Genomic DNA, 26,851 nt, shown 5'->3' on the forward strand with positions numbered 1-26,851 from the left:
TGGATATATTTTTAAAGATAAAAATATAGAGGTGAATATAGATGGTTATTCAATTACAAAAAGGACAGAAAATCGATTTAGGTAAGACAAGCCCTGGTTTAACAAAAGCAGTAATTGGTCTTGGATGGGATATTAAATCTTATGACGGTGGATCAGATTTCGATTTAGATGCATCTGCCTTTTTATTAGATGCAAACGGAAAATGTACGAAGGAAACTGATTTTATTTTCTATAATAATTTACAGTCTCCTTGTGGATCTGTTTTACATACAGGAGATAACCGTACAGGCGAAGGCGAAGGCGACGATGAGCAACTTGTTGTAGATTTGAAGAAGGTTCCAGCAGATGTTCATAAAATTGCTATTACAGTTACGATTTATGATGCAGAAGGCCGTAGTCAAAACTTTGGGCAAGTTGGAAATGCGTTTGTTCGTTTAGCGAATGAAGAGACGAATGAAGAAGTTCTTCGTTTTGATTTAGGGGAAGATTTCTCCATCGAAACAGCAGTTGTCTTTTGTGAATTATACCGTCATAATGGACAGTGGAAGTTTAATGCAGTAGGAAGTGGATTCCAAGGTGGTTTAGGTGCGCTTGTAAGAGCGTATGGCTTGGATGCATAGAAAGGAAACGATATTCGTTTCCTTTTTTTGACCTTTCTATAAATCTAGCAAAGAATAGGGGATAAAGGTAAGATGAGTATTTTGCAAGGAATCCTTGATACGTATGCTCAGTTTTTCGACTTGGACATGTGGATTAAAGTGTTGCAAGATCCAGTATCTTGGGGATTAATAGGTACACTTGTTGTACTTGAAGGGTTGTTATCTGCTGATAACGCACTTGTGTTAGCGGTAATGGTAAAACACCTTCCGGAAGAAAAACGTAAAAAAGCATTATTCTATGGACTTATTGGAGCTTATGTGTTCCGCTTTATTGCGATTGGAATCGGGATGTTCTTAATTAAATTAGCATGGGTAAAAGTGTTAGGTGCACTTTACTTAGCGTGGCTTTCAGTTAAATACTTCATTGATAAAAGAAAAGGTAATGCAGAAGAAGAGGAATCTCATGGTATGAACCAAAATAGTATTCTCTTCAGAATGTTCGGTGTCTTCTGGGGAACAGTTGCGATGGTTGAATTAATGGATATCGCATTCTCTGTAGATAGCGTACTTGCTGCATTTGGTGTATCTAATGAAGTTTGGATTTTACTATTAGGCGGAATGCTAGGTATTTTAATGATGCGTGGTATCGCTGGTGTATTCTTAAAATTGTTAGAGCGTATTCCAGAACTTGAAACGACAGCATATATTTTAATTTTAATTATTGCAGCAAAAATGTTATTGTCTGTTATTCATATTGAAATAAGCCATACAGTGTTCTTCATTATTTTAGTTGTAGCATTTGGAGCAACATTTATACTTCACTACATGAAGAATTCTGGACAAGCTAAAGAAGAAGTAGCAGCTACTAAAGAAGACAATAAATAATTGAAATGGGTTTGCTCGTTTTGCGAGCGCCCATTTTTTATAACCAAAAATAGTTTATAATAGAAGAAGGACTTAGAAAAAACGTAAATGTTTTTGGAGGTGAACTGTTGTGTTTTCACGTTTTACACTTCAACCATATGCATTAAAAGATGAATCAGATTTAAAGCAATTTGAAGCGCTTTTAGAAAAACGCCCACAATATGAGCTGACAGAGAATGAGATGAAATTTAGTTATATAGCATGTCGAATCCTTGGCGTTCCTAATGATGTAGATGAATATTTTAATGAACTGTTTGATTATAGTGAAGCGAAAGGAATCGAAGTTTTACACGAACAAAATTTAAACAAAGTGATTGATTCAGAAAAGCTTCGTCATATTCAAGAAGTGTTCGGATTACATCAAGAAGCACCAAATGGTCTGACAGTAAATAGGTTAGTTGCACACTTATCTGGGAAACAACTTTTACCGAAAGTAGACAACCCTGATTTACAGCATTACATACATACGACGTTTATTGCAGTATTGAAATTATATGAGAAACAACATAATCAGTCGTTAAAGACAGAAGGCTTCCGTCGTTTCTTAATCGACATAATTAAACTAAGCGAAAATTACGTAGCGAAGTGGTTCTCTACGATTAATTATAAGAAACGGATGCCACGTATCGTTTGGTATGGTGATGCACAGGAAAGCCGTATATATTTCTTATATTTTCTTATTATGCTCGGTTGTGATGTGCTTTATTATCACCCCGAAGGAAAAGATGGATTTGAAAATATTGATGAAGAGGGAAGAACTTTTATTATGTCCCATCCGGGTCGCATTTCTCTTGAACCATTCCCTGATCGCCGCCGCGAGCGTGTTGCAACAGTAGCGTATCAAGCTTCGAAAGAAATTGAACAAGTACTTCACCACGATAATTCACTATTATATAAACCGTGGCAATTCCGTTCGTATACACCTGTAGCACGTACGTTAAAAACGACATATGATGAACTCTTTTTAATTACGAAAGAAAAGGCATTTGTACGTCCAACATTCTTTGTTGAAAATAAACATATTTATATTCCTTCTTTATTTGCGAAAATATCAGGCGTTTCAAAGAATGATAAAGAATATTTTCAACGATTAAAGGCGGTTACATCATTTGATAACAGTTTATTAATTAATACATTCCCGTTTACGAAAGAGCAAAAAGCAAACTTCCAATATCATTATCGAGATGCATTGGACCGAGCTGGAAAATTACATCCTGATCTAATTATGAATAGCCATTGGTGGCCACATAAGCGTTTACCGGAAGGTTTACAACATGGGATTGCAGAGGCGATTATCCATACGTGCGAAAGTGAAATATGCAAACCAATTGCGAAAGAGACGAAACAAGATGTAGCGCTATATGTTTTCGCACAACTTTCTCAAATACCACCCAATATTTTAGAACAGCTTGAGAAATTTGATTATTCACAAGATGTACCGAAAATTGTTATATTTAATAATGAGAAGAGCGGAGAATTAACTCGTTCTGACGCTGTTTTATTACTATTTTTGAATCAAATTGGAGTAGATGTATTCCATTTCAATCCCACGGGCAGAAACGATATTGAACCATATGTTGAAGCGGGAGCATTTGATTCCCATTGGCTTGAAGAAGTTAATTTCGATCTTGAGTTTCATGGTTCATCAGCCTATAAAAATTTATCACAAACAATAAAAGGACTATTTCGTCCATTTTTATAAGGAAAGGGAGAATACCATATGAATAACCCAGTCGTACTAGATTCGAAAACTGAATTGAATGAGCAAACCGCACAAGATGTTCGCTTGCAACTTAGACAAGATGCAGATGTGCAACGTATTTATAACGCAGTAGATATTAAAGATCAATTGGAATTAATTGAACTTGGAAAAGAACCTTCTATGGAAATTTCACGTTTTGCTGATCAAATTTTACATACAATGTCATTATCAAAGATAGAAGATTCTGGTGAATTGTTAAAGCAACTTGGTAAAATTATGGACAGATTTGATAGTAAAGACTTTGCAGAAGAAAAAAGTGGTTTCTTCTCGCGCATGTTCAAAAAAGCGGATAAAATGATAGAACAAATCTTTAGTAAATATCAAACGATGGGCCGCGAAATTGATAAGGTTTATGTGGAAATTACGAAGTACCAAGATGAGATGAAAAAATCAATTGGAACGTTAGATGGCTTGTATGAGCAAAACTTAAAATATTATTTAGACTTAGAGAAGTACGTAGTAGCAGGAGAAATGTTATTAGAGCGTTTAAATACAGAATTAGTTCCGATGTATGAAGAGCGCGTGCGTAATAATGATCAATTAGCAGGTATTGAATTAGAGTCGCTTAAAAACTCGGTTGAAATTTTAGAGCAACGTATTGATGATTTAGAAAAAGCGCGTATGGTTGCGCTACTTACAGCGCCGCAAATTCGCATGATTCAACGTGGTAATAATAAATTAATTGGTAAAATCAATACAGCATTTATTACAACGATTCCTATCTTTAAAAATGGTATCATTCAAGCGGTAAATGCCAAGCGCCAAAAGCTTGTTGCAGATTCTATGGCTGAACTGGATCGCCGTACAAATGAATTACTTAAGAAAAATGCACAAAATATCGCAACGCAAAGTGTAGAAGTAGCGAGATTATCAGGTTCTTCTAGTATTAAGATGGAAACACTTGAGGAAACTTGGAACATTATTTCAAGAGGTATGCAAGAAACACAACAAATTGAAGAACAAAATAAACGTGAGCGTGAAGAAAGCCGCAAGCGTATGGCTACATTAACAGAGAATATCAAAAAAGAATTACAAGGATAAATGAAAAGGCAATGAGGACTATTCCTCATTGCCTTTTAGTTTCTCTTCACTAATTTAATAATCTCATTCACAATAAGTGGAATGATACTTAATAAGAGAACAAATCCCCAATCTCGCATCGTTAATGCATGTACACCGAATATATTTGCAAGGGGCGGGATGGAGATGATACAAACTTGCATAAGAACACCGATAAGAAGGGAGAAAACTAAATATTTATTTGTAAAGATCCCAATTGAAAAAATTGATTTCGTTCTTGAACGCAAGTTAAATGAATGAACGAGCTGAGAAAAACTAAGAACGACAAATGCCATCGTTTGAGCGTGTAATAGTGCATCGTCATCAATTCGCTCTGGGAAAAGAGGAAATAAATTTGTATCTCCAGTATAGAATTTTGCTCCGGCGATAAAAGCTATTAGCGTTAAAAGTCCAATGATAACTCCATTGAAAATCAGGAAAGGAACGCTGCCATTAAATAAGCTTTCTTTCGCATGTCGTGGTTTTTCCTTCATCACATCTGGATCTTCAGGATCAACCCCAAGTGATAATGCAGGCAGTGTATCTGTAATTAAATTCACCCACAAAATATGAATAGGTCGTAGTGGTGTTGCCCAGCCGAGTAAAATCGCTAAAAATAAAGCGATAATTTCTCCGAAGTTACAAGAGAGTAGGAAGAGAATTGATTTTTTTATGTTACGATAAATATTTCTACCTTCTTCAACGGCTTTCACAATAGATGAGAAATTATCATCTGTTAACACGACGTCTGCTGCCCCTTTTGCAACGTCTGTTCCTGTAATGCCCATCGCAACGCCAACATCAGCTTGCTTTAAAGATGGTGCATCATTGACACCATCACCAGTCATAGAAACGATATTTCCTTTCGCGCGTAATGCCTTTACAATTTTCACTTTATGCTCTGGAGAGACTCTAGCGAATACATTTAAATGATTAATTTTGCTAGCTAGTTCTGTATCAGAAATGTTATCTAATTCAGTTCCAATCATAATTTCCGATATTTCTTCAGCAATGCCAAGTTCTTTGGCAATTGCAAAGGCGGTATCTTTATGGTCACCAGTAATCATAACTGTGCGAATACCGGCTTTTTTACATTCTTTAATTGAATCTTTCACTTCAGTTCGTGGTGGATCAATCATACCGACAAGACCAATAAAGATAAGATTTTTTTCAAGATGATTTATATCCACATCGTTTGAATTGTATTGTTTAAATGCGAATGAAAGTACTCTTAAAGCTTCTTGAGACATTGCTCCGGCAGCTTCTAATATTTGATTTTTATCAGAATCAGTTAAAATCTCGATTTTGCCGTTTTTAAAAATATGGGTACATCGAGGTAAGAGCTTATCAATAGCGCCTTTCGTCATGCTATAGTAGCTTTCATCGTATGTATGTACAGTTGACATCATTTTACGATCTGAATCGAAAGGTACTTCGTTAACACGTTCATGTATTTTTTCTAAATGATCTTTTTGCATGTTAAAAGTGGTTCCAGCAACGAGAAGTGCAATTTCAGTCGGGTCTCCCGTTTGTGATTCGTTATTGTAAGATGCATCATTACATAGCACCATATTTTCTAACAAGAGACGTTGCGCATCATTATTTACATTTAAACTTTCTAAGCGATCGTATGTGTTATCACTATAAAAGTGAGTAACGGTCATTTTATTTTGCGTTAACGTACCTGTTTTATCTGAACAAATAATTGTGACAGAACCGAGGGCTTCAACAGCTGGTAGTTTGCGAATGATAACGTTTTGTTTAATCATACGTTGCACACCAATTGCAAGAACGATGGAAACGATAGCTGGCAAGCCTTCTGGAATAGCTGCAACGGCTAAACTAATAGCAGTCATAAACATTTCTAACGTATCCCGACCTTGTAAAAAACCGATGAGGAACATAACGATACAAATAGCTACAGCGACAAAGCCTAAATATTTTCCGACTTGTGCTAAGCTTTTTTGAAGTGGTGTCATATCATCGTCTGCTTCATGTAAAAGGGTAGCAATCTTACCAATTTGTGAGTTCATTCCAGTTTCAACAGCAACACCGACGCCTCTTCCATATGTTACAAGAGTAGACATAAAGGCCATGTTTTTTTGATCGCCGAGTGGTACTTGCTCATCACGTTGCATGGAAGGGTGGTAGATTGCATCTTTATCAACAGGGACAGATTCACCAGTTAGAGCAGATTCTTCAACTTTTAAATTTGCGGTTTCGATAAGGCGTAAATCGCATGGGATATATCGTCCGGCGTCGAGCATAACGATATCCCCTGGAACGACGTGTTCAGATGGAATTTCTTTTAGTTCACCATTTCTCTTGACGATAGCTTTAGGTGTTGCCATCTTTTTTAGTGCCTCTAAAGCTTGTTCTGCTTTCGATTCTTGGACAACACCGATAACAGCATTTAAAACTACAACAAGCGCGATAATACTGGCATCCGCCCATTCACCTACAAAGGCAGAAATAAGGGCAGCAATAATAAGGACATATACGAGGACGTCATTAATTTGGGCGAAAATACGCTGCCATAAAGTGCGTTTTTGTTTTGTAGCTAATTCATTAGAACCGTATTGCTTTAAACGTTCACTTACAATCTCATCTGTTAAACCGTGTTGTTCGTTTGTTTCTAGGTCAATCAATGTTTGATCTTTCGTCTTACTGTACCAATTGCTCATAAGTAAGCACCTCCAGTAAAAACAGTTAGCAATGGTAGTGTTGCTATTATTTGTGAGTAGTATGTATGGAGAAAAAATCTAAGGTGAGGTTCTACTTCTATTGTACAATATTTTACAGTTGGTTGAGGAAAAGAGAAGAGTTGTCATGAATTTGTCGGAAGTAAAAAAGAGCCTCATATAAGCGAGGCCCTTTTTACTTTTTAATTAATGTACCTAATTCTTCTGTAATAGCTTGCATTTCACTAATGCTGAATGTTTCACGTTTCATAACATGATCATAAATGTCACGTAAATCTTCGTACATTTCTTCGTTAAAACTAGCAGCTCTCATCGCTCCAGCATTAACCATACGTAATTTTTCTTTAATAGCTTCGACCATGTATTCAACGTTTTCTTCTGACTTTACGGATAAATCCACCGAAGTGTCCCCCTTTAAAATAACATAAGGCTATCTTAACATTTTTTATCATTTTCGTTAATGAATCTTTTCAATCCTATTAAATTAGTAGGGATTTCCTTTATATTTCATAATTGGTTGTTTATACTATAAGTATATATGAAGAAATGCACCAAGAAGGGAAGAAACAAAAACATGGTTCAAGTATTGTTTGTTTGTCTTGGGAACATTTGCCGTTCTCCGATGGCAGAAGCGATTTTTCGAAATCTTGTCGTAAAAGAGGGACTTGAAGAGAAAATTGTCATTGATTCTGCAGGAACTGGAGATTGGCATGTTGGCCATCCGCCACATAAAGGAACACAAAAAATTTTAAAAGAAAATGCAGTCACTTTTGAAGGAATTAAAGCAAGGCAAGTAGAAAAAGAAGACTTAACAAAGTTTGATTATATTATTGCCATGGACAACAAGAATATAGCAGATTTAAAAAGTTTAGGTAAAACTGGAGGCTATATTGGTAGGCTGTCCGATTTTGTTCCAGACGGTGGCTGGACAGACGTTCCTGACCCTTACTATACAGGGAATTTCCAAGAAGTATATGACCTTGTAACAGAAGGGTGTGCAAAGCTATTAGCTTTCATTCGAAATGAACAAGGAATATGAGGAAGCTTAGAAAGAAATACTTTCTAACATAAGAAATGAAAGGGTGAAGGAATATGGCAAAGAAAAATAATATTGCTCGAAACATTGCGATTGGTGTAGCGGCAGGTGTAGCTGTATCCATGTTAAAGAAAGAAAACCGTGAAAAAGTAAAAAATACAGCAGAAAAAGCAAAAACAAAGATGATTGAAATTGGTGAAAATGCAAAGATCAAAGAAAAAGTGCAAACTGTTACAGATAAAGGACGCGAACTTGCTGATTTCAATGTGGTAAAAGCGAAAGTAGCAGAAATTAAAAAATTAACCCCATCTGTTGTAGAGACGTTAAAAGAAACGAAAGAAATTTTTAGTAAGAAAAAAGTTGGGCCAGAAGAAAAGCCAGAAACGATTGAAATTCAAGCTGTATCTCCAAAGGTAGATGAGCTGAAAGCAGAAGAAGAGCCAGTAGTTGCTGAAGATGGTGGTATGAAAGAAGCGCGTGAATTATTTATAAAAGACTCAAATGCAGTGGAAAAAAAAACTGAAGCGTACATTGAGTTAAAGCAAGATAAAGAAGAGAAGAAAAGCGTTTAAACATATATGAGAAAAATTTTAGAAAAGGTGAGAAGAAATCGTACTTATTCGTTTGGTAAAGATTTATATGACCGGACGATGCGCGATGATGTAGCGGGCTTGGCAGCACAGCTCGCTTATTTCTTCTTGCTTGCAATTTTTCCTGGGCTCGTTTTCTTAATTACGCTTCTTGGATTTATTCCCATTCAAACAGAGGATGTGCTTAGTTTATTAGAGGTTTATGTACCAGATGATGCAATGAACTTAATTGAGGTAAATGTAGATAAAGTTGTAAACCAGCAAAATGGTGGTTTATTATCATTTGGTTTATTATCCATGTTATGGTTTGCCTCAAATGGTGTTAATGCGGTTATGAATGCTTTTAACCGCGCTTATGACGTGAAGGAAACACGTTCTTTTATTACAACAAGAGCGTTATCAATTGTGTTTACATTAGCTATTATTTTTATGATTGTCTTTGCGTTAATTGTTCCGGTATTCGGACAAGTTATTGGAGCAGCAGTGTTTAAAGCACTCGGTTTATCAGATAGTTTTTCTTTCGTATGGAGCATTACACGATTAGTAGCGAGTTTCTTCGTACTATTTGCTTTGTTTAGTTTCTTATATACATTTGCACCAGATCGAAAGTTAAAAAGAAGAGAAGTTATTTCAGGGGCGTTATTTGCTACTGTAGGATGGATTGTGGTGTCTTACTCATTTGCTTATTATGTAGATAAGTTTGCGAATTACGCCAATACATATGGTGGTCTCGGTGGTATCATTATTTTAATGTTATGGTTTTATTTAACTGGATGGGTAATTTTACTTGGCGGTGAAATTAATGGTTTACTCCACCATTATAGAACCGGTGACAATAATTCCCGTAATGAATAATGAGTTCTTGTTCCATAATAAAAAGGAACAGGGGGGATATTTCATGAGTAATAATAAAAAGAACCATAATAATAAAAGTAATAATAAACAAAAGAGCAGTTCGCATCCAAAGCATAAAACGAGTAGCAGTGCGAACGGTCATAATAGCTATCACTAAAAAAAACGGGTCCTCTATGAGGGACCCGTTTTATTTGCTTCCTTTTAGTAATCGTAAGCCATTCAAAATGACAAGAATCGTACTTCCTTCATGGCCAATAACACCGAATGGAAGAGCTAAAAATTGCAAGAAGTTTGAACAAATTAGCATGGCAATAACGACTAGCGAAAAGATTACGTTTTGCTTCACAATACGGTTCATTCGTTTTGATAAACGAATTGCTTGGGAAAGGCGAGATAGTTCGTTCTTCATCAGTACAACATCTGCAGTTTCTAAAGCTACATCTGTTCCTTCTCCCATTGCGACACCAATGCTAGCAGTAGCTAGTGCAGGTGCATCATTTATACCGTCTCCGACCATTGCTACTGTACCGTATTTTTCTTTTAACTTTTTAATCGTTTCAACTTTTGTTTCTGGTAAGCATGATGCGTAATATTCCTTTATATTACTTTCAGAGGCAATTGCTTTTGCCGTTTCTTCATTATCTCCAGTAATCATAATTGCTTCGACACCAATGCTTTGTAAATCACGAATAGCAGCTATTGTTTCTTGGCGAAGCGTATCTTTTAAAGCGATAAGTCCAAGAATGCCTCCCTCATCACTAATATAAACGACAGTTTTACCTTCTTTTTCAAGTGAGGCAGAAATACCATTATGAAATGTCTTTGTTTCTTCACCGATAAAATCAGCTTTACCTATTTTATAAGCGTTGTTTTCCAATATTCCTTTTAGACCAAAACCAGTTACATCTTCAACCTTTTCTGGTTTTTTTAAAGTAATGTCGTACGCATGTTGTGCATATTTAACAATGGATTCAGCTAAAGGATGTGTAGAGTGACTTTCAATTGATGCTGTAATAGAAAGTACTTCTTTTTCTGTTATATTTTCTCGAACATATACATCTGTTACGGTAGGTTTACCTTCTGTTAATGTTCCTGTTTTATCAAACGCGATTGCTTTCACAGAAGCAAGGCGTTCTAAATGTATACCGCCTTTAAAGAGAATACCGTTTCTCGCTCCGTTAGAAATGGCTGATAACGTAGCTGGTGTAATGGCAGCTACGAGCGCACAAGGAGATGCGACTACAAGTAAGATCATAGCGCGATAAAACGTTTCATTCCAGCTCCAGTCAAGTAAGAAATGAGGAACGAACATCATAAGCGCAACAACGAGTAGTACACCTTTTACGTATGTTCCTTCAAACTTTTCGATGAATAGTTGTGATGGTGATTTTTCACTTTGTGCACTTTGAACGAGACGGATAATCTTTTGGAATAATGTTTGATCGCTCGGCTTCGTAATTTTAACTTCGATAGCACCACGTAAATTTACAGTACCGGCAAATACTTCATCGCCATGTCTTTTCTCATTTGGAATAGGTTCTCCTGTGATTGCTGCCTCATCGATATTTGTTTCACCGTTATGAATCGTACCGTCAGCAGGAACACGTTCACCGGGTTTAATTAAAATAATGTCGTTAATTTGTAACTCTCCAACAGGAACACGTTCCTCAGTTCCGGTGGAAATACGTAATGCTTCTTCAGGTTGTAAGTCAAGAAGAGCGGAAATTTCTTTTTGGCTCTTACTTAACGTATAAGATTCCATAGCACCGCTGAGTGCAAAGATGAAGATTAAAATAGCCCCTTCTGCCCAGTAGCCAATAATTGCAGCACCGATAGCTGCAAAGAGCATTAGCATTTCAACATTTAGCTCTTTTTCTTCAATCGTATCTTCAATGCCTTCTTTAGCTTTTGCATATCCACCAACTATATAAGCAAGGATATAGCAAGTAATACCTACATTCATTGCATCGTTCTTTGTAAATAACCAACCAACTAAAATAAAAATACCAGATGCTACTGCAAATACAAGTTCATAATGTTTTTTTAATGTGTCCCATAAAGAGGGATGAGAAATTGTTTCTTTTGCGTGTAACGTTTTTACTTCTGAGTTCATTACTACTCGCTCCTTCCGAATTCTTATTGAGAAAAATAATCAAAATCGAAACCCCTATAAAACGACGAAAGCTGCCATCCATAATGGATAGCAGCATTTCTGTTGAATCTGTTTTTAATCGTTCTTATGTTGTAATTATTCTATAGTATATCATATGTTTTTATGAGATGGTACGGTTTTGTTTCAAGTATAAACGGAAAACTTGTGTTTTCGCAATTCCTTTGGTATATATGAATATTGTTCATAAAAAGGTCGGAAAGGAAGACAACAAGTGAAGACAGAGAAATTTTTTACCCATCCGATTGGCGTATTTATTGCTGCAATAGTAGCAACTTTTTTATGGGGAAGCGCATTTCCTTTTATTAAATTAAGTTATGTTGAACTTGGAATTCAACCACAAGAAGTTGGAGAGCAAATATTATTTGCCGGTTATCGTTTCTTTTTATCTGGATTCATGCTCTTATTATTCTTTAAAGTGTTAGGAAAAGATATGAGCTTCAAAAAAGGAACGGGGAAACAGTTAATACAAATTGGTTTATTCCAAACGTTTCTTCAATATATCTGTTTTTATATTGGAATGAGTTATAGTTCGGGAATTGAAGGAGCTATCATTTCAGGGACATCATCATTCTTTCAAATTTTACTCGCCCATTTTTTATATAAAGATGATGCCCTCAATATGAGAAAAATAATTGGCGTATCGATTGGCTTTTGTGGCGTCGTTTTAGTAAATATGCCGAGTGATGGTAGCTTATCATTTCATTTTGGAATCGGAAGCTTATTACTTCTTAGTGCAGCAATGCTGTATTCATATGGAAACATATTAGCGAAAGAAGGGAGTAAAACGTTAGATGTTGGCTATATGACAGCATACCAAATGATGTTTGGTTCTATAGGATTATTATGTATAGGGGCTTTACAAGTTGGAGTAATGCCATTTACATTTAGTCTACATGCACTACTTATGCTGATTTATTTATCTTTCTTATCTGCAGCTGGTTTTTGCATTTGGAATACAATTATGAAGTACAATAAGGTTGGAAAAGTATCTATGTATATGTTCTTTATACCCGTATTTGGTGTGTTATTATCGAGCATGATTTTAGGTGAAGCAATTCATTCATTTGTGTTACTCGGTTTAGCATGTGTAGCCGCGGGAATTATTGTGGTAAATCGGACGCCAGCTAAGCAAAAAATAGAGAAAGAAAAACAAGTAGCATAGAAAGCAGAAAAGCGATTACAATGGAAGAACAGTACTGTTCTTCTTTTTTTATAGAAAAAGGATAATAGACTAAGTGTAACGAAAAAAGATACAAAAAGCATTTATTGAGGAGAACATATTATGAATCTACTTTACGTGGTGTTAATTGGGCAAATACTTCTTTTTTTAATTGGTGCAATTTATGCAATGCGGCAGACAAAAAGAACGAAAGATAATATGCCGTTACCTTTAGCAATCCGTCTTATTCTTAGTTTTTCTTTAACAGGTAGTGCAATTTGGATATGGTTACAAGATCCATCTGTAGAGTATAGTACGTGGGTTGCACTTGGTATGACTTTATCGACTGTGGGAGATTTGTTTATGGCTGGGCTGATTCCAATTGGTCACAGGTTAATTGGTGGGATGGTTACTTTCGCTCTTGCTCATTGTTTTTATGTAAAAGCATTTTTGCAAACAGGAATTTCGTGGAATGGTTTTTGGATTGGCTTACTCGTATATGGGCTCTTTCTAATTGTAGGATGGTTCTTCTTTATCCGAAATGATAAACAGGATAAATTGTTTACGATAGGAGCTCTAATTTACGGATTGTGGGTTGGAGGAATGGCTTGCTTTGCATTCGCCTTATATTATGAAAATACAGGAATATGGTGGATACCAGCGTTTGGTGGTTTACTGTTTGTGATTTCTGATTTTATTATTGGCGTGACAGATATCGGAGGGCGTAAATTGAAGTATGAGCCACTTTGGATTTGGTTTACATATGTAGCTGCTCAAATGTGTATTGTATATGTGGGATTATAAAAAGATACTCTCAAAATAGTGAATAGACTATTTTGAGAGTATCTTTTTTGCTTGTTTAATTTGATCAGTATTACCATTTTGAAATTTCTAATATTATAATTTTATAATTCAGAATTTTGTAGAAAAATATCGGTTGTATTATTTATAATAAAAGTAAAAAGATGATGAGATGGTGAAATGATGCAAAAGAAAAAACGTTGGCGTGAATTCTTTGGAACTATTGCAATTGCATGTTTATTGGTGTTTTTGGCGAAAATTTTTGTGTTTTTCCCTACGACTGTAAAAGGAGCATCTATGAGGCCAACGTTGCAAGATGGAGATAAGGTAATTGTTAATAAGTTAGCAAAACAATTTGAAAGCTATGGGAGAGAAGACATTATTGTTGTGAAAACAGATAATTTTTATGTCAAAAGAGTGATTGGATTATCTGGAGATATAATTGAGATGAGAAATGATCAATTATATGTAAATTCTGAAGTGAAAGATGAAGAGTATTTGGATAGTAATAAAAAACAAGCAGAAAAAAAACTTATGAATTTAACAGAGGACTTTGGACCGATTACAGTTCCTAAAAATAAGATTTTTGTTATGGGAGATAATCGCTTAATAAGTAAAGATAGTAGAAATGGTTTAGGTTTTATTGATAGAGAAGATGTATTAGGAAAGTTAGCAGGCATTTATTATCCGTTTGAACATATGAAAATAATAAAGTAAAAAACCAAGCAAATTTTAGTTTGCTTGGTTTTTTTGTTAAACAGTAGGAGATTCGTTAGATACAAACATATCTTCATGTTTCTTTGTAGTACTTAAAACGAATTTATGTTGTAGCAATTGTAGTTTAAATAACGCCAAAGGATCATGATATGTTTCTGGATTGCTTCTTAGCGTTGCTAATGTTTGCTCGTCTTCCTTTATCTCAAGTTGAGCTGCATCCACATTTTGTTTCAATATGCTAAGTGGATCTTTAAAGAACATCATGATATCACGTTCTAATGCACCTTCAAATACTTCAAATTGTAGGAAGAATTGTTTTGAAATTGTGTGAGCAATTTCTGTATAGTCTTCTGTTTCAATATATTGTTTATATTTGTTGGCGAGCATAGATTGGTTTTTTTGCATATTACCAAATAATTTTCCGGCACTTTTTAAGAAAAACTGTGTTGGTGTAAAGCGTAATAAAATATTGATGTTCGTTACTGTAATTCGATTTGTCATTCGTACAACATCTCGATTCCAATCATCTAATAATTTGAAATCGCAAGGAAGTTTCATACGTTCTTCTTTATATAATTTATTAAACGTTTCACTCATTTCATCTAAATAAGCTTGAGCTTGAATAAATTCATTATGTGCTGTTTCAATCCATTCTTGAATAGACCCAGTAAATTTAGGAAGAAGTACCTGTTGTACATGCTTTTGAACTCGTTCATTCATTGCAGCATTTAATTCTTCATGAACTAGTTTGAAATCACTATCTTCTTGAACAAGATCAGAGCAGCTCTGTAATAATTCAGGAATTTGAGAATGTATATCTCGTGTAATTTCTTCTTTCGTTAAAAGATAGGATTCGGTAATAGAGCGAATTTTATCTTTTTCAAGAGCAGTAAGGTTATTAATAAATCCAGTAAGTTTCACTGAGATGTGTTTATTCCAGCGTACGGATTTTACTAATGTATTTTCTAATTCCACACGTTCATTTATGAGATAAGCAATTGTCTTTTGCGTAAACCATATTAGCTTTTCTATACGTTCTTTTTCTATATTGCGTTTTGCAAGATTAGAGAGAATAGATTCTGTTACATCTCCAAGTTGCTGACTACTCTCTTGCGAAGGAGAGTATGGGAAGAATTGTGCATCTGGAAAATGTACTTTAAGTTTACTAATTAGTTTTTCATTAGTAGTCGTATTATTTGTGTGTAATACGAAGTGAATTTGTAAGTTTGGTACTTGTTCACGTAAATAAATTAACGTATCAATTTCTTCACTATGCAATGGTGAAGAAGAATTTAATACGTAAACAAGGCTATCTGCTGCTTGTAAGTATTCAAAGTATGCATTGTTTTTATCCAATTGTCCTTGAATGGATGGTGTAATAAGAAATGTAAACTTATTTTTTCTTAAAAATCTACTTGGTAGCTTAATTTCTATACATTTTTTCTCAAGTTCTGACTGAGCAGATGTAGCCGCTATTTGGTGGAATTCATCAAGGTTAGAGATATTTCTGATATCTAACTCGGTAAATTCTGTTATTTCAGTTTGACTAGCGTCTTTAAATAGAATAGGAGTTGTTAAAGTTTCAGTTAAGATGTTCTCTCCTAATATTGAATTAACAAATGATGTTTTATCATGGTCACTAGTTCCAGCTATTAGTAGTGGTGTGACATTTAAATCACATAGCTCATGGACGAGTAGCGTAAATTGATGACTTAAATCTACATCATTTTTCTCAGCCCATACAGCGATTGTTTCGAATAAATGAGAAACTATTTCCATATTTACATCTGCTTCAGCTGATGTATTAGAAAGTAAGGATCCAGCACTTTTTACGAGTAATGATTCTAAGGTTGTAGGTGAGACTTCATTCCATGCTAATACTGCTGCAGAGACAACTAGAGAATCTTTTGCTTTCGTTAAACTGAACCAATTTGTTAATAGATTTGGTACAAGTCCGTTTAATTCATGCATAAAATGATTTCCGGTAATTAATGCAAAGTATGTTTCTTGATAGCGAGTAGAAATTTCATTCCAATCGTCATTATTGTCTGTTTCAATATGCAAGAATAAATGATTAATACTTTGAATCCAAGGAAGGTATAAGGATTCATGTTGGTAGCTATTCCAAAGAGCAATAACAAGTTCTTTAAATTGAGCTTGATCAACAGCATATAGAGCTTTTAAAGACTCATAGAAATATTCAGGCTTAATATTTTTAGTAAATCCTTTGTTTATGTAATTTATTAATGTATCAAACCAGTGTAAAGATTGTGTTCGAATACCTTCTTGAACAGCTAGTTCGATAGCGTTGTTCCAATCTTCTTGTTTTTCATAGAAAGAACGTGCAATTGCAGTAATATTTGGGTAATCCGGTTGGAATGCAACAGCTTCACTAATCGTCTTAAAAGCAAGTCCTAAACGATCTTGTTCGATATAAAGAGAAAGAAGTTGTAATGAAACTTCCATCGTAAGAGTTGTATCTTCTGTTTGAATAGATTGATAAATTTCTTCTGCCTTTGGTAGGAATCCTAGTTCAAAATAAGCATCTGCAATATTTTTTGTTGCCCAAAGTGCAAGAGTATTATTAACTTTTTCCCATTTAAATATAGCTGCTTCAAAATCTTTATTTTGATAATAAAATTCACCTTGAGCAAATCGAATATTAGAAATGTTGGAGAATTCATTTTTAGATTCATTTATATATGCTTCACCGAGTACTTCCGATGCAGGAGTAGAAGTTTCTTCTGTTAAAAATGTTTTATAGTAAACTTTTTGAATAAATTGATTTTCAATGGTCATGTTCGTTCCCCCCTGTATAATTTAGAAAAATGATGTTGTATGTAAAAGGGTTCATGTTCTTTTAATAGGTAGAAGTTGTATTATATAGACCAAACTATGTTTTTGCTAGATATATCATTTTTCTTGAGAGTTAAACCGTTGCGAAAAGTAACTTTCCTTTATTGTAACAAAAAAACACGCATATGAATTTTTATTTTTTATCAGGACATTTGCAGGCAGTAAGAATCTAATCTCAAAATTAGTGAATGTAAGTGAGTTATGTGGGAGTCGGGATGTCTGTAGAAGCAAGATTGGCATAGGTTAATAATTACAAAACTCCCACTGATTAAAGTTTCACTTTATCTCTGTTAAAGGAAAGAATAGAAGTAGAGTTCATTATAAAAACAATGTATAGTGAATATGTATACCATGTTTGCCTTAAAGATAGAAAGGGTACAATGTGGAATAACGATCGTGCATAGGATGTGTCTTCCGAATGGAACAACATATTGGCGAGTTAATCGCGCATTATGGCTATTTTGGAATTGTTATAGCCTTGGCTGGTGGGATTGTCGGATTACCGATACCAGACGAGTTTTTATTGACCTTTGTTGGTTATAATGTTTCAAAAGGAGTTATGTCAGGAACCGCTGCTTTTTTAAGTGGGATGGCTGGTGCGATGTTAGGGATTACGTTAAGCTACATATTAGGTTTAAAACTTGGGCTCCCTGTTTTAAAGAAATATGGGCCGAAAATTAGAATTAAAGAACATCACATTGAAAAAACACATATTTTATTTGAAAAATATGGGCCATTTCTTTTAATGATTGGTTATTTTATACCGGGAGTACGTCATTTAACAGCATATTTTGCTGGGGTATCAAATTTGACACTTTGGCGTTTTTGTTTGTACGCTTACGGTGGTGCGCTCATTTGGATAAGTGTTTTTATTGGGCTTGGCTGGAAGTTAGGCGAGAAGTGGCGCTTCGTTGAGTATAGTTTACATCATTATGGAATATGGATTTTATTAATTTCAGCAGTTGTTACATGTGTTGTATGGTTTTATATAAAGAAAAAGAAAAACCGCTAATAGCGGCTTTTTTAGCTGAAAGCAATAAATAATACACCAGCTGTAATAAAGACTACACCAACGCCGGTCATAAAGTTTAACTTTTCACCGAGTATAATCATAGCGAGAATGATAGCAAATACGACGCTTAATTTATCGACAGGAGCTACTTGTGAAACCTTTCCTGTTTTGAGGGCAAGAAAATAAAATAGCCATGACGAAGCACCTGCAATCCCACTTAATGTGATAAATAGCAGTGCTTTTTTATTTAGCAGTACGTCGCCGATATTTTGAAATTTACCTTGTATTATAATAACGCCTATCATAAATAATGCCATAATAATAGATCGAATTGTTGTTGCAACGTTTGCATCGATTCCGTCTAAACCAAACTTTCCAAAAATCGATACAAGGGCAGCAGCAATTGCTGATAATAGTGCAAACAAGAGCCACGAACTCATAGTAAAATCCCTCCAATCTTACAGTATTATACATGAAAATGATTCTCATGTATAAAGTTGAAGCAATTGAGGTTTATAGGAAGCACGACTTCAACTTAACTTCTTGTTCCACCTGAATTTTAAGGTGGGAGTTTGACTGCCCGCAAATAGTGGGCTAAATAACGAAATAATCCCCACCTTATATTTTTAATAAGGTGGGGATTATTATACTACTCTGCAATTTCCTCATATAAAAAGTACGTTACATTATAAATATGTTCTACTTCATCGTCTGTCATAAACAGTAATTCGTCACGCTCAATCCCTTTTTTCTTTTCAATAAACTCAATCATGTTTTTGCGTTCTTCTCTCTTCATCAATTTTATTTCTCCTCTCAATCTGTTTTAATACAGTTTATTTAAGTTACTGCTATTATATAACAGAATCTTTAGAAAGTTCCACCTATTTTATTGTTTTTTTCAAAAGAACTTTTCGACAAAACAAGCCCACCTAAGGGGGGCTTGTTTTATTTTATAGTCGTAAAAACTCAGGCTCCGTCGTACCGGCACCATCGATGTAATAAATTGTGTCGGGATTGATTTTTATCAATACGTAATTAGGGTCTTCAGGACCGAGTAACCAACGTTTTAAGCTATTATTCCAAAACTTGTTTTTTAATGTCGAGTCTTCCTCGATTGAAGCTAACCCTTCAACTTCAATATAATCTTCATCTAATTTTTTTCCTTCTCGTCCGAGTAATACATGGACATTAGGATTGTTTTCAATATCTGTTATCTTTTTTGATTGTCGATCTGTTGCAACGTACAGTACAAAATCTTCATGGAAAAACATCATAAAGGCGCTATGAGGTTTCTCATTTCGTACTGTAGATAATACACCGGTACGTTGACCTTGAATAATAGTTGCGATTTTTTCTTTTAAGTGCATAATTTTAACCCCTTTTCACAATTTATAATTCTGTCTGTTTAAACAAGATAATTTAAATATCTTTCATACTGTTTTCTTCAATCCGATTTTTTAAACGTAATTGTGATGAAATCGGACAAGTTAGGAGAAGAATAATAATAATATTGAGGAGAAATACATACGATGGAAGGGTGAAAAGCATGTTTAATAAAATATTTCTTATAGTAGCACTTATAGGTGTACCACTATCTGTACTTGGAAAAACACTTCATTGGCCAGAAACAATTATGTTCGCTGTGTATTGTATTACGATTATCGCGTTAGCTGGTTTTATGGGGAGAGCAACAGAGAGTTTAGCAATTGTATCTGGTCCTAGAATAGGCGGATTATTAAATGCTACTTTCGGTAATGCAGTTGAACTTATCATTTCAATTTTTGCACTTCAAGCAGGGTTAATTGAAGTGGTGTTAGCTTCTTTAACGGGTTCTGTACTTGGAAATTTATTATTAGTAGGAGGATTATCCTTCTTTGTAGGTGGACTTAAATATAAAAGGCAAAGCTTTAACGTTTACGATGCAAGGCATAATTCAGCTTTATTAATATTTGCTGTTGTCGTAGCCTTTGTTATTCCAGAGATCTTTTCAATGAAGATGGACGCTGGCAAGACGTATCAATTAAGTATAGGTGTTTCTATTATTATGATTATCATGTACCTTGCTGCATTACTATTTAAGTTAGTTACGCACCGTGGTGTATATCAACATAAAAGTGACGAAGTAGCGCATGAAGAAGAGCCAGAGTGGTCGAAAGGGAAAGCACTCCTTATTTTAGCGATAGCAACACTGGCAGTAGCTTATGTGTCAGAGGCGCTCGTGCATACTTTTGAAACTGTTGCAAAATCATTTGGTTGGTCAGAATTATTTATAGGGGTTATTATCGTTGCAATTGTTGGAAATGCAGCGGAACATGCATCTGCAATTATTATGGCTTATAAAAATAAAGTAAATATTGCAGTCGAAATTGCAATAGGTTCTACATTACAAATCGCCATGTTTGTTGCTCCTGTACTAGTATTGCTATCTATGTTCTTCGCGCAGAGGATGCCTTTAGTATTTACCATACCAGAACTTGTATCTATGATTACAGCTGTTTTCTTAACGATTGCGATTTCAAATGATGGAGATACAAACTGGTTTGAAGGCGGCACTTTACTAGCGGCGTATGTCATTATGGGAATTGGTTTTTATTTATTATGAAAAATAGGCATAACAATTGTGCTCAGAGAAAACAATAAACAAAGTAGTATATATACCTTTACATAGGAAGGAGCCAGACAGGTGAAACGAGTATACAGCATATGTCTTTCAACTATGGTCTCGTTTATTTTATTATTTCCTAACATGAGTTTTGCAAAGACAACAGTAGGAACAAAAATGCCTTCATCTGTTTTAAATATTTCAAAAGACAATACATTTCCAAATGATGCGCAAGATTTGCCACGTTTACAGCCAAGTAAGTTTGCTCAAGAACTATTGAAAACAGCTAATATTAAAATTGAAAATCCAGACTTAATTCGGATGTTTAATGAAACGACAATTTCAAATGCGCCGCTTGCAGTAGGGTACCGGGCAAAAATTTATTTAGGTCAATGGGCTTTACATTATGAATCAGTAGACACATCGATTAATTGGGAATATAAACAAGTGAATCGAAATGTGTATGATAATCGCGGAGGAGACCGTTTATATCCACTTCGCTATAAGCAAGAAACACAAAAGACGGTTGAAGGCGATTTAACAGCAGATATGAAAGATGCTGCAGATGTGAAAAAAATGATGCTTCTCAAAGCGCTTGAAAAAGTACAATTGCCCCTTTCGTTTAAAACAACTATTGGTTATGGTACTGGACATGAGCGTGTGTATAATATTAGTCCGAGTCAACTCGGATATTTATACGCTTATACACCAGCAGTAAATGAAAAGGGAAAAGTAACATTTGGAGAAGTGTATCTTGTATTAAAGGGAAATCAAAAAAGACTTGTTGTGAAAAATATTACTTCTCAAGGAATTGGAGCGGCGATTCCAATTCATGATCATTTATTTTTTAAATTCATTTCTTCTTCCCACTCGCAATAACATAAAAAAACGTCAGCTTATAAGCTGACGTTTTTTTATAATGTAATGTTTGCTGTTTTTGATAAGAAATCTTCTGTCGGATAGTAGCTGTTTTTTACAAGAACATTTGGTCCAAGACATTTTACTGCAGGACAGTGACAGCTTAATGATTTTGCTGTTTTTGAAGCACTCCATTTGTCATATGCTTCTTGTAATGTGTTTGTTTGTATGTTTCCTAGAAGTGGAACATCACCAAAGTCCGTCACAATAATATTTCCATCGAAAATATTTACATTTAAACGAGAACGGCCATCTGGATCATTACGAACAGTGACATTTTTGCTCTCTTGTAATTTTTTAAATGTGGCAATGTCTCGCTCGTCATCGCTACAAGCATAGAAAGGTAACGTTCCAAATAACATCCATACATTTTCATCGCGAATTTCTAGTAAATGCTCAATTGCATTACGAATTTCAGCTTTTGTTAAAATCTCTAGATTACTCGCGAAGTCACTTGGATACATTGGGTGAACTTCATGACGTTTACAGCCCATCTCTTCGACGATTTGACGGTGAATATGTTCAATATGTGGTAGAGTTCTTTTGTTTAACATTGTTTCGGCCGATACAAGTACACCTGCATCTGATAGAGCCTTACTATTTGTAATCATTCTTTCGAATAATTTTGCACGTTGTTCGTAAGTAGGTTTACGCTCCATCATTGCAAATCCGCCTTCAACGAAGTCATCAATTGTTCCCCAGTTATGAGAGATATGCAACACGTCTAAATAAGGAATAATTTGTTCGTAACGTGCTAAATCTATAGTTAAGTTAGAGTTGATTTGAGTGCGAACGCCTCGTTCATGGGCGTATTTTAAGAGTGGTGTTACATAGTTGTCGACGGATTTTTTTGAAAGCATAGGTTCTCCGCCAGTAATACTTAAAGAACGTAAATGAGGAATCTCATCTAATCGTTTTAATAAAAGATCCATCGGAAGCGGATTTGGGTCTTTCGGCTGTAACGTGTAACCAACAGCGCAATGCTCACAGCGCATATTGCATAACGTCGTCGTTGTAAATTCAACATTTGTTAATAGTAGTTTGCCGTACTCTTCAAGGTCCATATACGCTTCCCATGGATCGTAAGAAGGAGTAATCGGCTTCATTTTTTGTGATATCGTCATATGAAATACTCCTTTGACTATTGAAATAACAATTTGTCCATTCTCTATAATAGAAGAATATGTGCTTTTTATAAAGTGAAACTTTTTAGCGTGAAAAGAGAGAGGGCTTACATTATAGTGGATGACTGTGACAAAATTGATGAAATTTCATGCCCATAGCAATCATTTTTGCGGTATAATAAAAGCAACTCGAATTAAAAGGAGAGTGCCTTCATGGGAAAAGCAATTCAAGATAAAGATACACAATTAGTATATTTAAAAGAGCGTTTAAATATGTTCATTGAAGTAATTGATACAATTGAACCTGAAGAAGTAGAATTAGAAGATGTAGATCGTCTTCTTGCAATGTTAGATGAATTAGAATTAAAATGTGAGCAATTTAAAAAAGACGAATAATATATTAAAAAGGCTGCCAATTCCAATTTGGTAGCCTTTTTCTGTGCGGATAATAGAAGGACGATAGAAAAAGAGGTATAATCAAGTTGTGAAAAATTTCATTTATGCTTTAATAGCGTGAAACAAATAAAAAGCTAAAGAGCATAACAATGGAATTTTCAGCTCATAACGTTTTGGTAGCGTTCACAATTGAGGGGGAAGTAACAATGGAAAAGCTTCAAGAAAGCATGTATCAACTAATTGTTGAAACGTCAACGAACTTACCGAAAGATGTTCGTCGTGCAATTCAACAAGCGAAAGAGCGAGAAAATGCAGGGACTCGTTCTGCGATGGCACTTGGCACAATTACAAATAATATTAAAATGGCTGATGATAACATCTCACCGATTTGCCAAGATACAGGGATGCCAACGTTTAAAATTTATACACCAGTTGGTGTGAATCAATTAAAGTTGAAGGAAGCTATCTATAATGCGCTTGAGCGGGCGACAAAAGATGGTAAACTTCGTCCAAATTCTGTTGACTCTCTTTTTGGAGACAATAGTGGAAATAATTTAGGACCAGGTACACCGGTTATTAAGTTTGAACAATGGGAAAAAGATTATATTGATGCACGTTTAATCCTAAAAGGTGGTGGCTGTGAGAATAAAAATATTCAATATAGCTTACCGTGTGAACTAGAAGGACTTGGACGAGCTGGCCGTGATTTAGAAGGAATTCGTAAATGCCTTCTTCATGCAGTATACCAGGCACAAGGTCAAGGATGTAGTGCTGGTGTAATTGGTGTTGGTATCGGGGGAGACCGCACATCAGGTTATGAATTAGCAAAAAATCAATTATTCCGTACATTAGATGATGTCAATCCAGTACCAGAGTTACAACAACTTGAAGAGTACGTATTAGAAAATGCGAATAAGCTTGGCATTGGTACAATGGGATTTGGTGGAGAAACAACTTTACTGGGCTGTAAAATTGGCGTGTATAACCGCCTGCCGGCTAGCTTCTACGTATCTGTGGCGTATAATTGCTGGGCATATCGCCGCCTAGGTGTAACAATCCATCCTGAAACAGGTGAAATTATGGATTGGTTATATCAAGAAGGTGAAGATACACTTCAGCATGAAGCACAAGAAAAAACAGAGCAACGTGAGATTGTATTACAAGCACCAATTACAGAAGAGCAAATTCGTGGACTTCGCGTTGGTGATGTTGTAACAATTAATGGCATGATGTATACAGGTCGTGACGCAATCCATAAGCATTTAATGGATAATGATTGTCCAGTAGATTTAAATGGACAAATTATTTACCACTGTGGTCCAGTTGTTGTGAAAGATGACAATGACAATTGGCAAATTAAAGCGGCGGGTCCAACGACAAGTATTCGTGAAGAACCGTACCAAGGCGATATTATGAAGAAATTTGGTATTCGCGCTGTTATTGGAAAAGGCGGTATGGGTGCGAAAACATTAGCGGCTTTAGAAGAACACGGCGGCGTGTACTTAAACGCAATTGGCGGTGCGGCGCAATATTATGCTGAATGTATTAAAGAAGTGAAAGATGTTGATTTCTTACAATTTGGTATTCCAGAAGCAATGTGGCATTTACGCATTGAAGGTTTTAAAGCAGTTGTAACGATGGACTCTCATGGTAATAGTTTACATGCAGATGTTGATAAAACATCACTTGAAAAATTAGCGAGCTTTAAAGAGCCGGTATTTAAATAAACAAAAATGCATCTCGAATCTTTCGAGATGCATTTTTTGGTATATATAGAAAAACATGCACAGCATGAAAGTAAGTAAGGAAACAGAAACTACAGGTACGATTATATATGGAAAGGAGACTATTTATGAAATATAAATGGTTATATATCGGTCTCATTTTTTCAATTATGATGGCACTTGTTCCAGTTTCGGCATTGGCTTATACAAATACTCCACATAACTGGGGAATCCCGCGTCCTAAAAATGAAACAGTACCAGATGCAGGAAAGTTATATACGGATTTACTGCAAAAAAATGGCGGGTTTTATTTAGGAGATACGAAGAAAAAAGATATTTATTTAACATTTGATAATGGATATGAGAATGGATACACAGGGAAAATCTTAGATGTATTAAAAGAGAAAAAAGTACCAGCAACTTTTTTTGTAACGGGGCATTACATTAAAACACAAAAAGATTTATTGTTAAGAATGAAGAATGAAGGACACATTATTGGAAATCATTCTTGGAGTCATCCTGATTTTACAGCGGTAAATGATGAGAAGCTTCGTGAAGAATTGACGAGTGTAACGGAAGAAATTAAAAAAGTAACTGGGCAAAAAGAAGTGAAATATGTACGTCCTCCGCGCGGCGTATTTAGTGAAAGAACGTTAGCTCTTACGAAAGAAATGGGCTACTATAATGTATTTTGGTCACTTGCATTTTTGGATTGGAAAGTGGATCAGCAAAGAGGATGGCAATATGCGCATAATAATGTTATGACGATGATTCACCCAGGATCTATTTTATTACTTCATGCAATATCAAAAGATAATGCAGAAGCACTTGCGAAAATCATTGATGATTTGCGCGAGAAAGGGTATCATTTTAAAAGTCTAGATGACTTAGTAAAAAGCAATCAACCGTAAGCATGTATGCTTACGGTTTTCTCATGCTATAATGATGTGTAAAAAGGATGGGGAAACGTATGTGGAGCGAACATGTTACGTTAGAGTATCCGTATCATTTTGAAGAAGTATTAAAACGTTTATCTTTTGATCCTCTTAACGTCATTCAATTAGATGAGAAAGTCATTTATATCCCGCTTTGTATAGACGAGGAACAGGTTATTGTTCGCTTGCAAGGGATTGGTACTGTTCAAAATCCACAGTTTTGGATTTCTAGTCAGACAGGAAATCCGGAGAAAGTTATGAAACGAATGAGGGCCATTTTTCATTGGAATGAACCGTTTCAAGATATACAAAATCATTTTTTAAACACATCATTACGTCCACTATTTGAAACATATGCTTATACTCCAATTATTTTAGAATTTGATTATTTTGCTTGTCTTCTTCGCTGTATCATTCACCAACAAATAAATTTGAAATTTGCTACTGTGTTAACAGAACAATTTGTGAAACGGTATGGAACAGAGAAGAACGGTGTATTCTTTTTCCCCACTCCGGAAATAGTAGCAAATATTTCAATAGAAGAATTGAGAGAGCAGAAGTTTAGTCAGCGAAAGGCTGAATATATAGTAGGATTAGGTCGAAGTATTGTCAGTGGTACATTAAATTTAGCGAGTATAGAAAATGAGACGGAAGAAGAAGTTTCAGCACAATTGTTGCCAATTAGGGGAATTGGTGCATGGACAGTGCAAAACTTTTTAATGTTTGGGCTTGGACGGAAAAATATGTTCCCGAAAGCGGACATTGGGATTCAGCGTGCAGTGCAAGGTATATTTCAATTAGATGATAAACCTGATGATGTATTTTTAGAAAAAGTGAAACAAGAGTGTGAACCATACTGCAGTTATGCAGCGTTATATTTATGGAAAAGTATAGAGTAGAGGTGTAA

The 26,851-nt window shown here is 35.1% G+C and carries 25 protein-coding genes; 17 read left to right on the forward strand and 8 right to left on the reverse strand.

Annotation, left to right across the window (positions count from 1 at the left end):
* Positions 1 to 41 precede the first annotated feature (41 nt).
* The 4 genes from AC3EMB_RS02420 to AC3EMB_RS02435 all read left to right on the forward strand — a co-directional run bounded on the left by AC3EMB_RS02420 (position 42) and on the right by AC3EMB_RS02435 (position 4,326).
* The gene (locus AC3EMB_RS02420; RefSeq protein ID WP_000236649.1) at positions 42 to 620 is read left to right on the forward strand and encodes a TerD family protein; all 579 of its coding nucleotides are present in this window, start codon (positions 42 to 44) and stop codon (positions 618 to 620) included.
* Between the two features lie 72 nt (positions 621 to 692).
* Positions 693 to 1,484, forward strand: a complete 792-nt coding sequence (locus AC3EMB_RS02425) for a TerC family protein (protein ID WP_023520991.1) — start codon at positions 693 to 695, stop codon at positions 1,482 to 1,484.
* A gap of 109 nt (positions 1,485 to 1,593) precedes the next feature.
* Complete coding sequence (locus tag AC3EMB_RS02430) at positions 1,594 to 3,225, forward strand: YceG family protein (protein ID WP_095691460.1); 1,632 nt, start codon at positions 1,594 to 1,596, stop codon at positions 3,223 to 3,225.
* A gap of 18 nt (positions 3,226 to 3,243) precedes the next feature.
* Positions 3,244 to 4,326 (forward strand): toxic anion resistance protein, encoded by a 1,083-nt coding sequence (locus tag AC3EMB_RS02435; protein ID WP_001064413.1) that lies wholly within the window; start codon positions 3,244 to 3,246, stop codon positions 4,324 to 4,326.
* Between the two features lie 35 nt (positions 4,327 to 4,361).
* On the opposite strand, the gene AC3EMB_RS02440 is transcribed toward AC3EMB_RS02435, so the two are convergent.
* Positions 4,362 to 7,028, reverse strand: coding sequence for a cation-translocating P-type ATPase (locus AC3EMB_RS02440; protein WP_488517442.1), 2,667 nt, complete (start codon positions 7,026 to 7,028; stop codon positions 4,362 to 4,364).
* A gap of 193 nt (positions 7,029 to 7,221) precedes the next feature.
* A complete protein-coding gene (locus AC3EMB_RS02445; protein ID WP_000366196.1) occupies positions 7,222 to 7,446 on the reverse strand; it encodes a DUF1128 domain-containing protein in 225 nt (74 codons plus the stop codon).
* Positions 7,447 to 7,620: 174 nt separating this feature from the next.
* Between AC3EMB_RS02445 and AC3EMB_RS02450 the strand changes: the two genes are divergently transcribed.
* Genes AC3EMB_RS02450 through AC3EMB_RS02460 form a run of 3 tightly spaced genes read left to right on the forward strand, consistent with a single transcriptional unit; the run spans position 7,621 to position 9,527 of the window.
* Positions 7,621 to 8,085, forward strand: a complete 465-nt coding sequence (locus AC3EMB_RS02450; protein WP_000250916.1) for a low molecular weight protein-tyrosine-phosphatase — start codon at positions 7,621 to 7,623, stop codon at positions 8,083 to 8,085.
* A gap of 53 nt (positions 8,086 to 8,138) precedes the next feature.
* The gene (locus tag AC3EMB_RS02455) at positions 8,139 to 8,654 is read left to right on the forward strand and encodes a DUF4075 domain-containing protein (RefSeq protein ID WP_454486312.1); all 516 of its coding nucleotides are present in this window, start codon (positions 8,139 to 8,141) and stop codon (positions 8,652 to 8,654) included.
* A 6-nt stretch (positions 8,655 to 8,660) separates the two neighbouring features.
* A complete protein-coding gene (locus tag AC3EMB_RS02460; RefSeq protein WP_001226536.1) occupies positions 8,661 to 9,527 on the forward strand; it encodes a YihY/virulence factor BrkB family protein in 867 nt (288 codons plus the stop codon).
* Positions 9,528 to 9,714: 187 nt separating this feature from the next.
* Here the strand turns inward: AC3EMB_RS02460 and AC3EMB_RS02465 are convergent, their stop codons facing one another.
* Entirely contained in the window at positions 9,715 to 11,640 is a 1,926-nt protein-coding gene (locus AC3EMB_RS02465; protein WP_088024143.1) for a heavy metal translocating P-type ATPase, read from the reverse strand.
* Positions 11,641 to 11,911: 271 nt separating this feature from the next.
* On the opposite strand from AC3EMB_RS02465, the gene AC3EMB_RS02470 reads away from it, so the two are divergent.
* The 3 genes from AC3EMB_RS02470 to lepB all read left to right on the forward strand — a co-directional run bounded on the left by AC3EMB_RS02470 (position 11,912) and on the right by lepB (position 14,377).
* Positions 11,912 to 12,862, forward strand: a complete 951-nt coding sequence (locus tag AC3EMB_RS02470; protein WP_000845702.1) for a DMT family transporter — start codon at positions 11,912 to 11,914, stop codon at positions 12,860 to 12,862.
* A gap of 120 nt (positions 12,863 to 12,982) precedes the next feature.
* The gene (locus AC3EMB_RS02475; RefSeq protein ID WP_001051080.1) at positions 12,983 to 13,663 is read left to right on the forward strand and encodes a lysoplasmalogenase; all 681 of its coding nucleotides are present in this window, start codon (positions 12,983 to 12,985) and stop codon (positions 13,661 to 13,663) included.
* 177 nt (positions 13,664 to 13,840) lie between these two features.
* The gene (gene lepB, locus AC3EMB_RS02480; RefSeq protein ID WP_000983310.1) at positions 13,841 to 14,377 is read left to right on the forward strand and encodes a signal peptidase I; all 537 of its coding nucleotides are present in this window, start codon (positions 13,841 to 13,843) and stop codon (positions 14,375 to 14,377) included.
* Positions 14,378 to 14,413: 36 nt separating this feature from the next.
* Here the strand turns inward: lepB and AC3EMB_RS02485 are convergent, their stop codons facing one another.
* Positions 14,414 to 17,176, reverse strand: coding sequence for a tetratricopeptide repeat protein (locus AC3EMB_RS02485; RefSeq protein ID WP_069354911.1), 2,763 nt, complete (start codon positions 17,174 to 17,176; stop codon positions 14,414 to 14,416).
* Positions 17,177 to 17,651: 475 nt separating this feature from the next.
* On the opposite strand from AC3EMB_RS02485, the gene AC3EMB_RS02490 reads away from it, so the two are divergent.
* The gene (locus tag AC3EMB_RS02490) at positions 17,652 to 18,245 is read left to right on the forward strand and encodes a DedA family protein (RefSeq protein ID WP_000434876.1); all 594 of its coding nucleotides are present in this window, start codon (positions 17,652 to 17,654) and stop codon (positions 18,243 to 18,245) included.
* A gap of 11 nt (positions 18,246 to 18,256) precedes the next feature.
* Here the strand turns inward: AC3EMB_RS02490 and AC3EMB_RS02495 are convergent, their stop codons facing one another.
* From AC3EMB_RS02495 to AC3EMB_RS02505, 3 genes are all read right to left on the reverse strand, one after another.
* Positions 18,257 to 18,685: an EamA family transporter gene (locus AC3EMB_RS02495; RefSeq protein WP_088024138.1), complete on the reverse strand. Its 429-nt coding sequence runs from the start codon at positions 18,683 to 18,685 to the stop codon at positions 18,257 to 18,259.
* Between the two features lie 209 nt (positions 18,686 to 18,894).
* Positions 18,895 to 19,041, reverse strand: coding sequence for a BH0509 family protein (locus AC3EMB_RS02500; RefSeq protein ID WP_000817786.1), 147 nt, complete (start codon positions 19,039 to 19,041; stop codon positions 18,895 to 18,897).
* A gap of 154 nt (positions 19,042 to 19,195) precedes the next feature.
* Positions 19,196 to 19,612 carry a pyridoxamine 5'-phosphate oxidase family protein gene (locus AC3EMB_RS02505; RefSeq protein ID WP_000550219.1) on the reverse strand — a complete coding sequence of 139 codons (417 nt, stop codon included), beginning with the start codon at positions 19,610 to 19,612 and terminating at the stop codon, positions 19,196 to 19,198.
* 179 nt (positions 19,613 to 19,791) lie between these two features.
* Here AC3EMB_RS02505 and cax point away from each other — a divergent pair, with 179 nt between their 5' ends.
* The gene (gene cax, locus AC3EMB_RS02510) at positions 19,792 to 20,847 is read left to right on the forward strand and encodes a calcium/proton exchanger (RefSeq protein WP_000482133.1); all 1,056 of its coding nucleotides are present in this window, start codon (positions 19,792 to 19,794) and stop codon (positions 20,845 to 20,847) included.
* A gap of 81 nt (positions 20,848 to 20,928) precedes the next feature.
* Complete coding sequence (locus AC3EMB_RS02515; protein WP_002083605.1) at positions 20,929 to 21,726, forward strand: YfkD famly protein; 798 nt, start codon at positions 20,929 to 20,931, stop codon at positions 21,724 to 21,726.
* Between the two features lie 35 nt (positions 21,727 to 21,761).
* Here AC3EMB_RS02515 and yfkAB read toward each other — a convergent pair whose 3' ends face one another.
* Complete coding sequence (gene yfkAB, locus AC3EMB_RS02520; protein WP_000156025.1) at positions 21,762 to 22,889, reverse strand: radical SAM/CxCxxxxC motif protein YfkAB; 1,128 nt, start codon at positions 22,887 to 22,889, stop codon at positions 21,762 to 21,764.
* 213 nt (positions 22,890 to 23,102) lie between these two features.
* Here yfkAB and AC3EMB_RS02525 point away from each other — a divergent pair, with 213 nt between their 5' ends.
* From AC3EMB_RS02525 to AC3EMB_RS02540, 4 genes are all read left to right on the forward strand, one after another.
* Positions 23,103 to 23,285, forward strand: a complete 183-nt coding sequence (locus AC3EMB_RS02525) for an SE1561 family protein (protein WP_000513558.1) — start codon at positions 23,103 to 23,105, stop codon at positions 23,283 to 23,285.
* 206 nt (positions 23,286 to 23,491) lie between these two features.
* The gene (gene fumA / locus AC3EMB_RS02530; RefSeq protein WP_000413530.1) at positions 23,492 to 25,012 is read left to right on the forward strand and encodes a class I fumarate hydratase; all 1,521 of its coding nucleotides are present in this window, start codon (positions 23,492 to 23,494) and stop codon (positions 25,010 to 25,012) included.
* 125 nt (positions 25,013 to 25,137) lie between these two features.
* Entirely contained in the window at positions 25,138 to 25,920 is a 783-nt protein-coding gene (gene pdaA / locus AC3EMB_RS02535) for a delta-lactam-biosynthetic de-N-acetylase (protein ID WP_000875959.1), read from the forward strand.
* 59 nt (positions 25,921 to 25,979) lie between these two features.
* Positions 25,980 to 26,843, forward strand: a complete 864-nt coding sequence (locus tag AC3EMB_RS02540) for a DNA-3-methyladenine glycosylase family protein (protein WP_000269416.1) — start codon at positions 25,980 to 25,982, stop codon at positions 26,841 to 26,843.
* The last annotated feature ends 8 nt before the right edge of the window (positions 26,844 to 26,851 follow it).

The sequence above is a fragment of the Bacillus sp. LQ16 genome (assembly GCF_057784645.1).

What these genes read in the sequence shown, in the direction of transcription:
- AC3EMB_RS02420 (WP_000236649.1), top strand. Translation starts at nt 42, where the DNA reads ATGGTTATTCAATTACAAAAAGGACAGAAAATCGATTTAGGTAAGACA.
- AC3EMB_RS02425 (WP_023520991.1), top strand. Translation starts at nt 693, where the DNA reads ATGAGTATTTTGCAAGGAATCCTTGATACGTATGCTCAGTTTTTCGAC.
- AC3EMB_RS02435 (WP_001064413.1), top strand. Translation starts at nt 3,244, where the DNA reads ATGAATAACCCAGTCGTACTAGATTCGAAAACTGAATTGAATGAGCAA.
- AC3EMB_RS02440 (WP_488517442.1), bottom strand. Translation starts at nt 7,028, where the DNA reads ATGAGCAATTGGTACAGTAAGACGAAAGATCAAACATTGATTGACCTA.
- AC3EMB_RS02450 (WP_000250916.1), top strand. Translation starts at nt 7,621, where the DNA reads ATGGTTCAAGTATTGTTTGTTTGTCTTGGGAACATTTGCCGTTCTCCG.
- AC3EMB_RS02455 (WP_454486312.1), top strand. Translation starts at nt 8,139, where the DNA reads ATGGCAAAGAAAAATAATATTGCTCGAAACATTGCGATTGGTGTAGCG.
- AC3EMB_RS02460 (WP_001226536.1), top strand. Translation starts at nt 8,661, where the DNA reads ATGAGAAAAATTTTAGAAAAGGTGAGAAGAAATCGTACTTATTCGTTT.
- AC3EMB_RS02465 (WP_088024143.1), bottom strand. Translation starts at nt 11,640, where the DNA reads ATGAACTCAGAAGTAAAAACGTTACACGCAAAAGAAACAATTTCTCAT.
- AC3EMB_RS02475 (WP_001051080.1), top strand. Translation starts at nt 12,983, where the DNA reads ATGAATCTACTTTACGTGGTGTTAATTGGGCAAATACTTCTTTTTTTA.
- lepB (WP_000983310.1), top strand. Translation starts at nt 13,841, where the DNA reads ATGATGCAAAAGAAAAAACGTTGGCGTGAATTCTTTGGAACTATTGCA.
- AC3EMB_RS02485 (WP_069354911.1), bottom strand. Translation starts at nt 17,176, where the DNA reads ATGACCATTGAAAATCAATTTATTCAAAAAGTTTACTATAAAACATTT.
- AC3EMB_RS02490 (WP_000434876.1), top strand. Translation starts at nt 17,652, where the DNA reads ATGGAACAACATATTGGCGAGTTAATCGCGCATTATGGCTATTTTGGA.
- AC3EMB_RS02495 (WP_088024138.1), bottom strand. Translation starts at nt 18,685, where the DNA reads ATGAGTTCGTGGCTCTTGTTTGCACTATTATCAGCAATTGCTGCTGCC.
- AC3EMB_RS02500 (WP_000817786.1), bottom strand. Translation starts at nt 19,041, where the DNA reads ATGAAGAGAGAAGAACGCAAAAACATGATTGAGTTTATTGAAAAGAAA.
- AC3EMB_RS02505 (WP_000550219.1), bottom strand. Translation starts at nt 19,612, where the DNA reads ATGCACTTAAAAGAAAAAATCGCAACTATTATTCAAGGTCAACGTACC.
- cax (WP_000482133.1), top strand. Translation starts at nt 19,792, where the DNA reads ATGTTTAATAAAATATTTCTTATAGTAGCACTTATAGGTGTACCACTA.
- yfkAB (WP_000156025.1), bottom strand. Translation starts at nt 22,889, where the DNA reads ATGACGATATCACAAAAAATGAAGCCGATTACTCCTTCTTACGATCCA.
- AC3EMB_RS02525 (WP_000513558.1), top strand. Translation starts at nt 23,103, where the DNA reads ATGGGAAAAGCAATTCAAGATAAAGATACACAATTAGTATATTTAAAA.
- fumA (WP_000413530.1), top strand. Translation starts at nt 23,492, where the DNA reads ATGGAAAAGCTTCAAGAAAGCATGTATCAACTAATTGTTGAAACGTCA.
- pdaA (WP_000875959.1), top strand. Translation starts at nt 25,138, where the DNA reads ATGAAATATAAATGGTTATATATCGGTCTCATTTTTTCAATTATGATG.
- AC3EMB_RS02540 (WP_000269416.1), top strand. Translation starts at nt 25,980, where the DNA reads ATGTGGAGCGAACATGTTACGTTAGAGTATCCGTATCATTTTGAAGAA.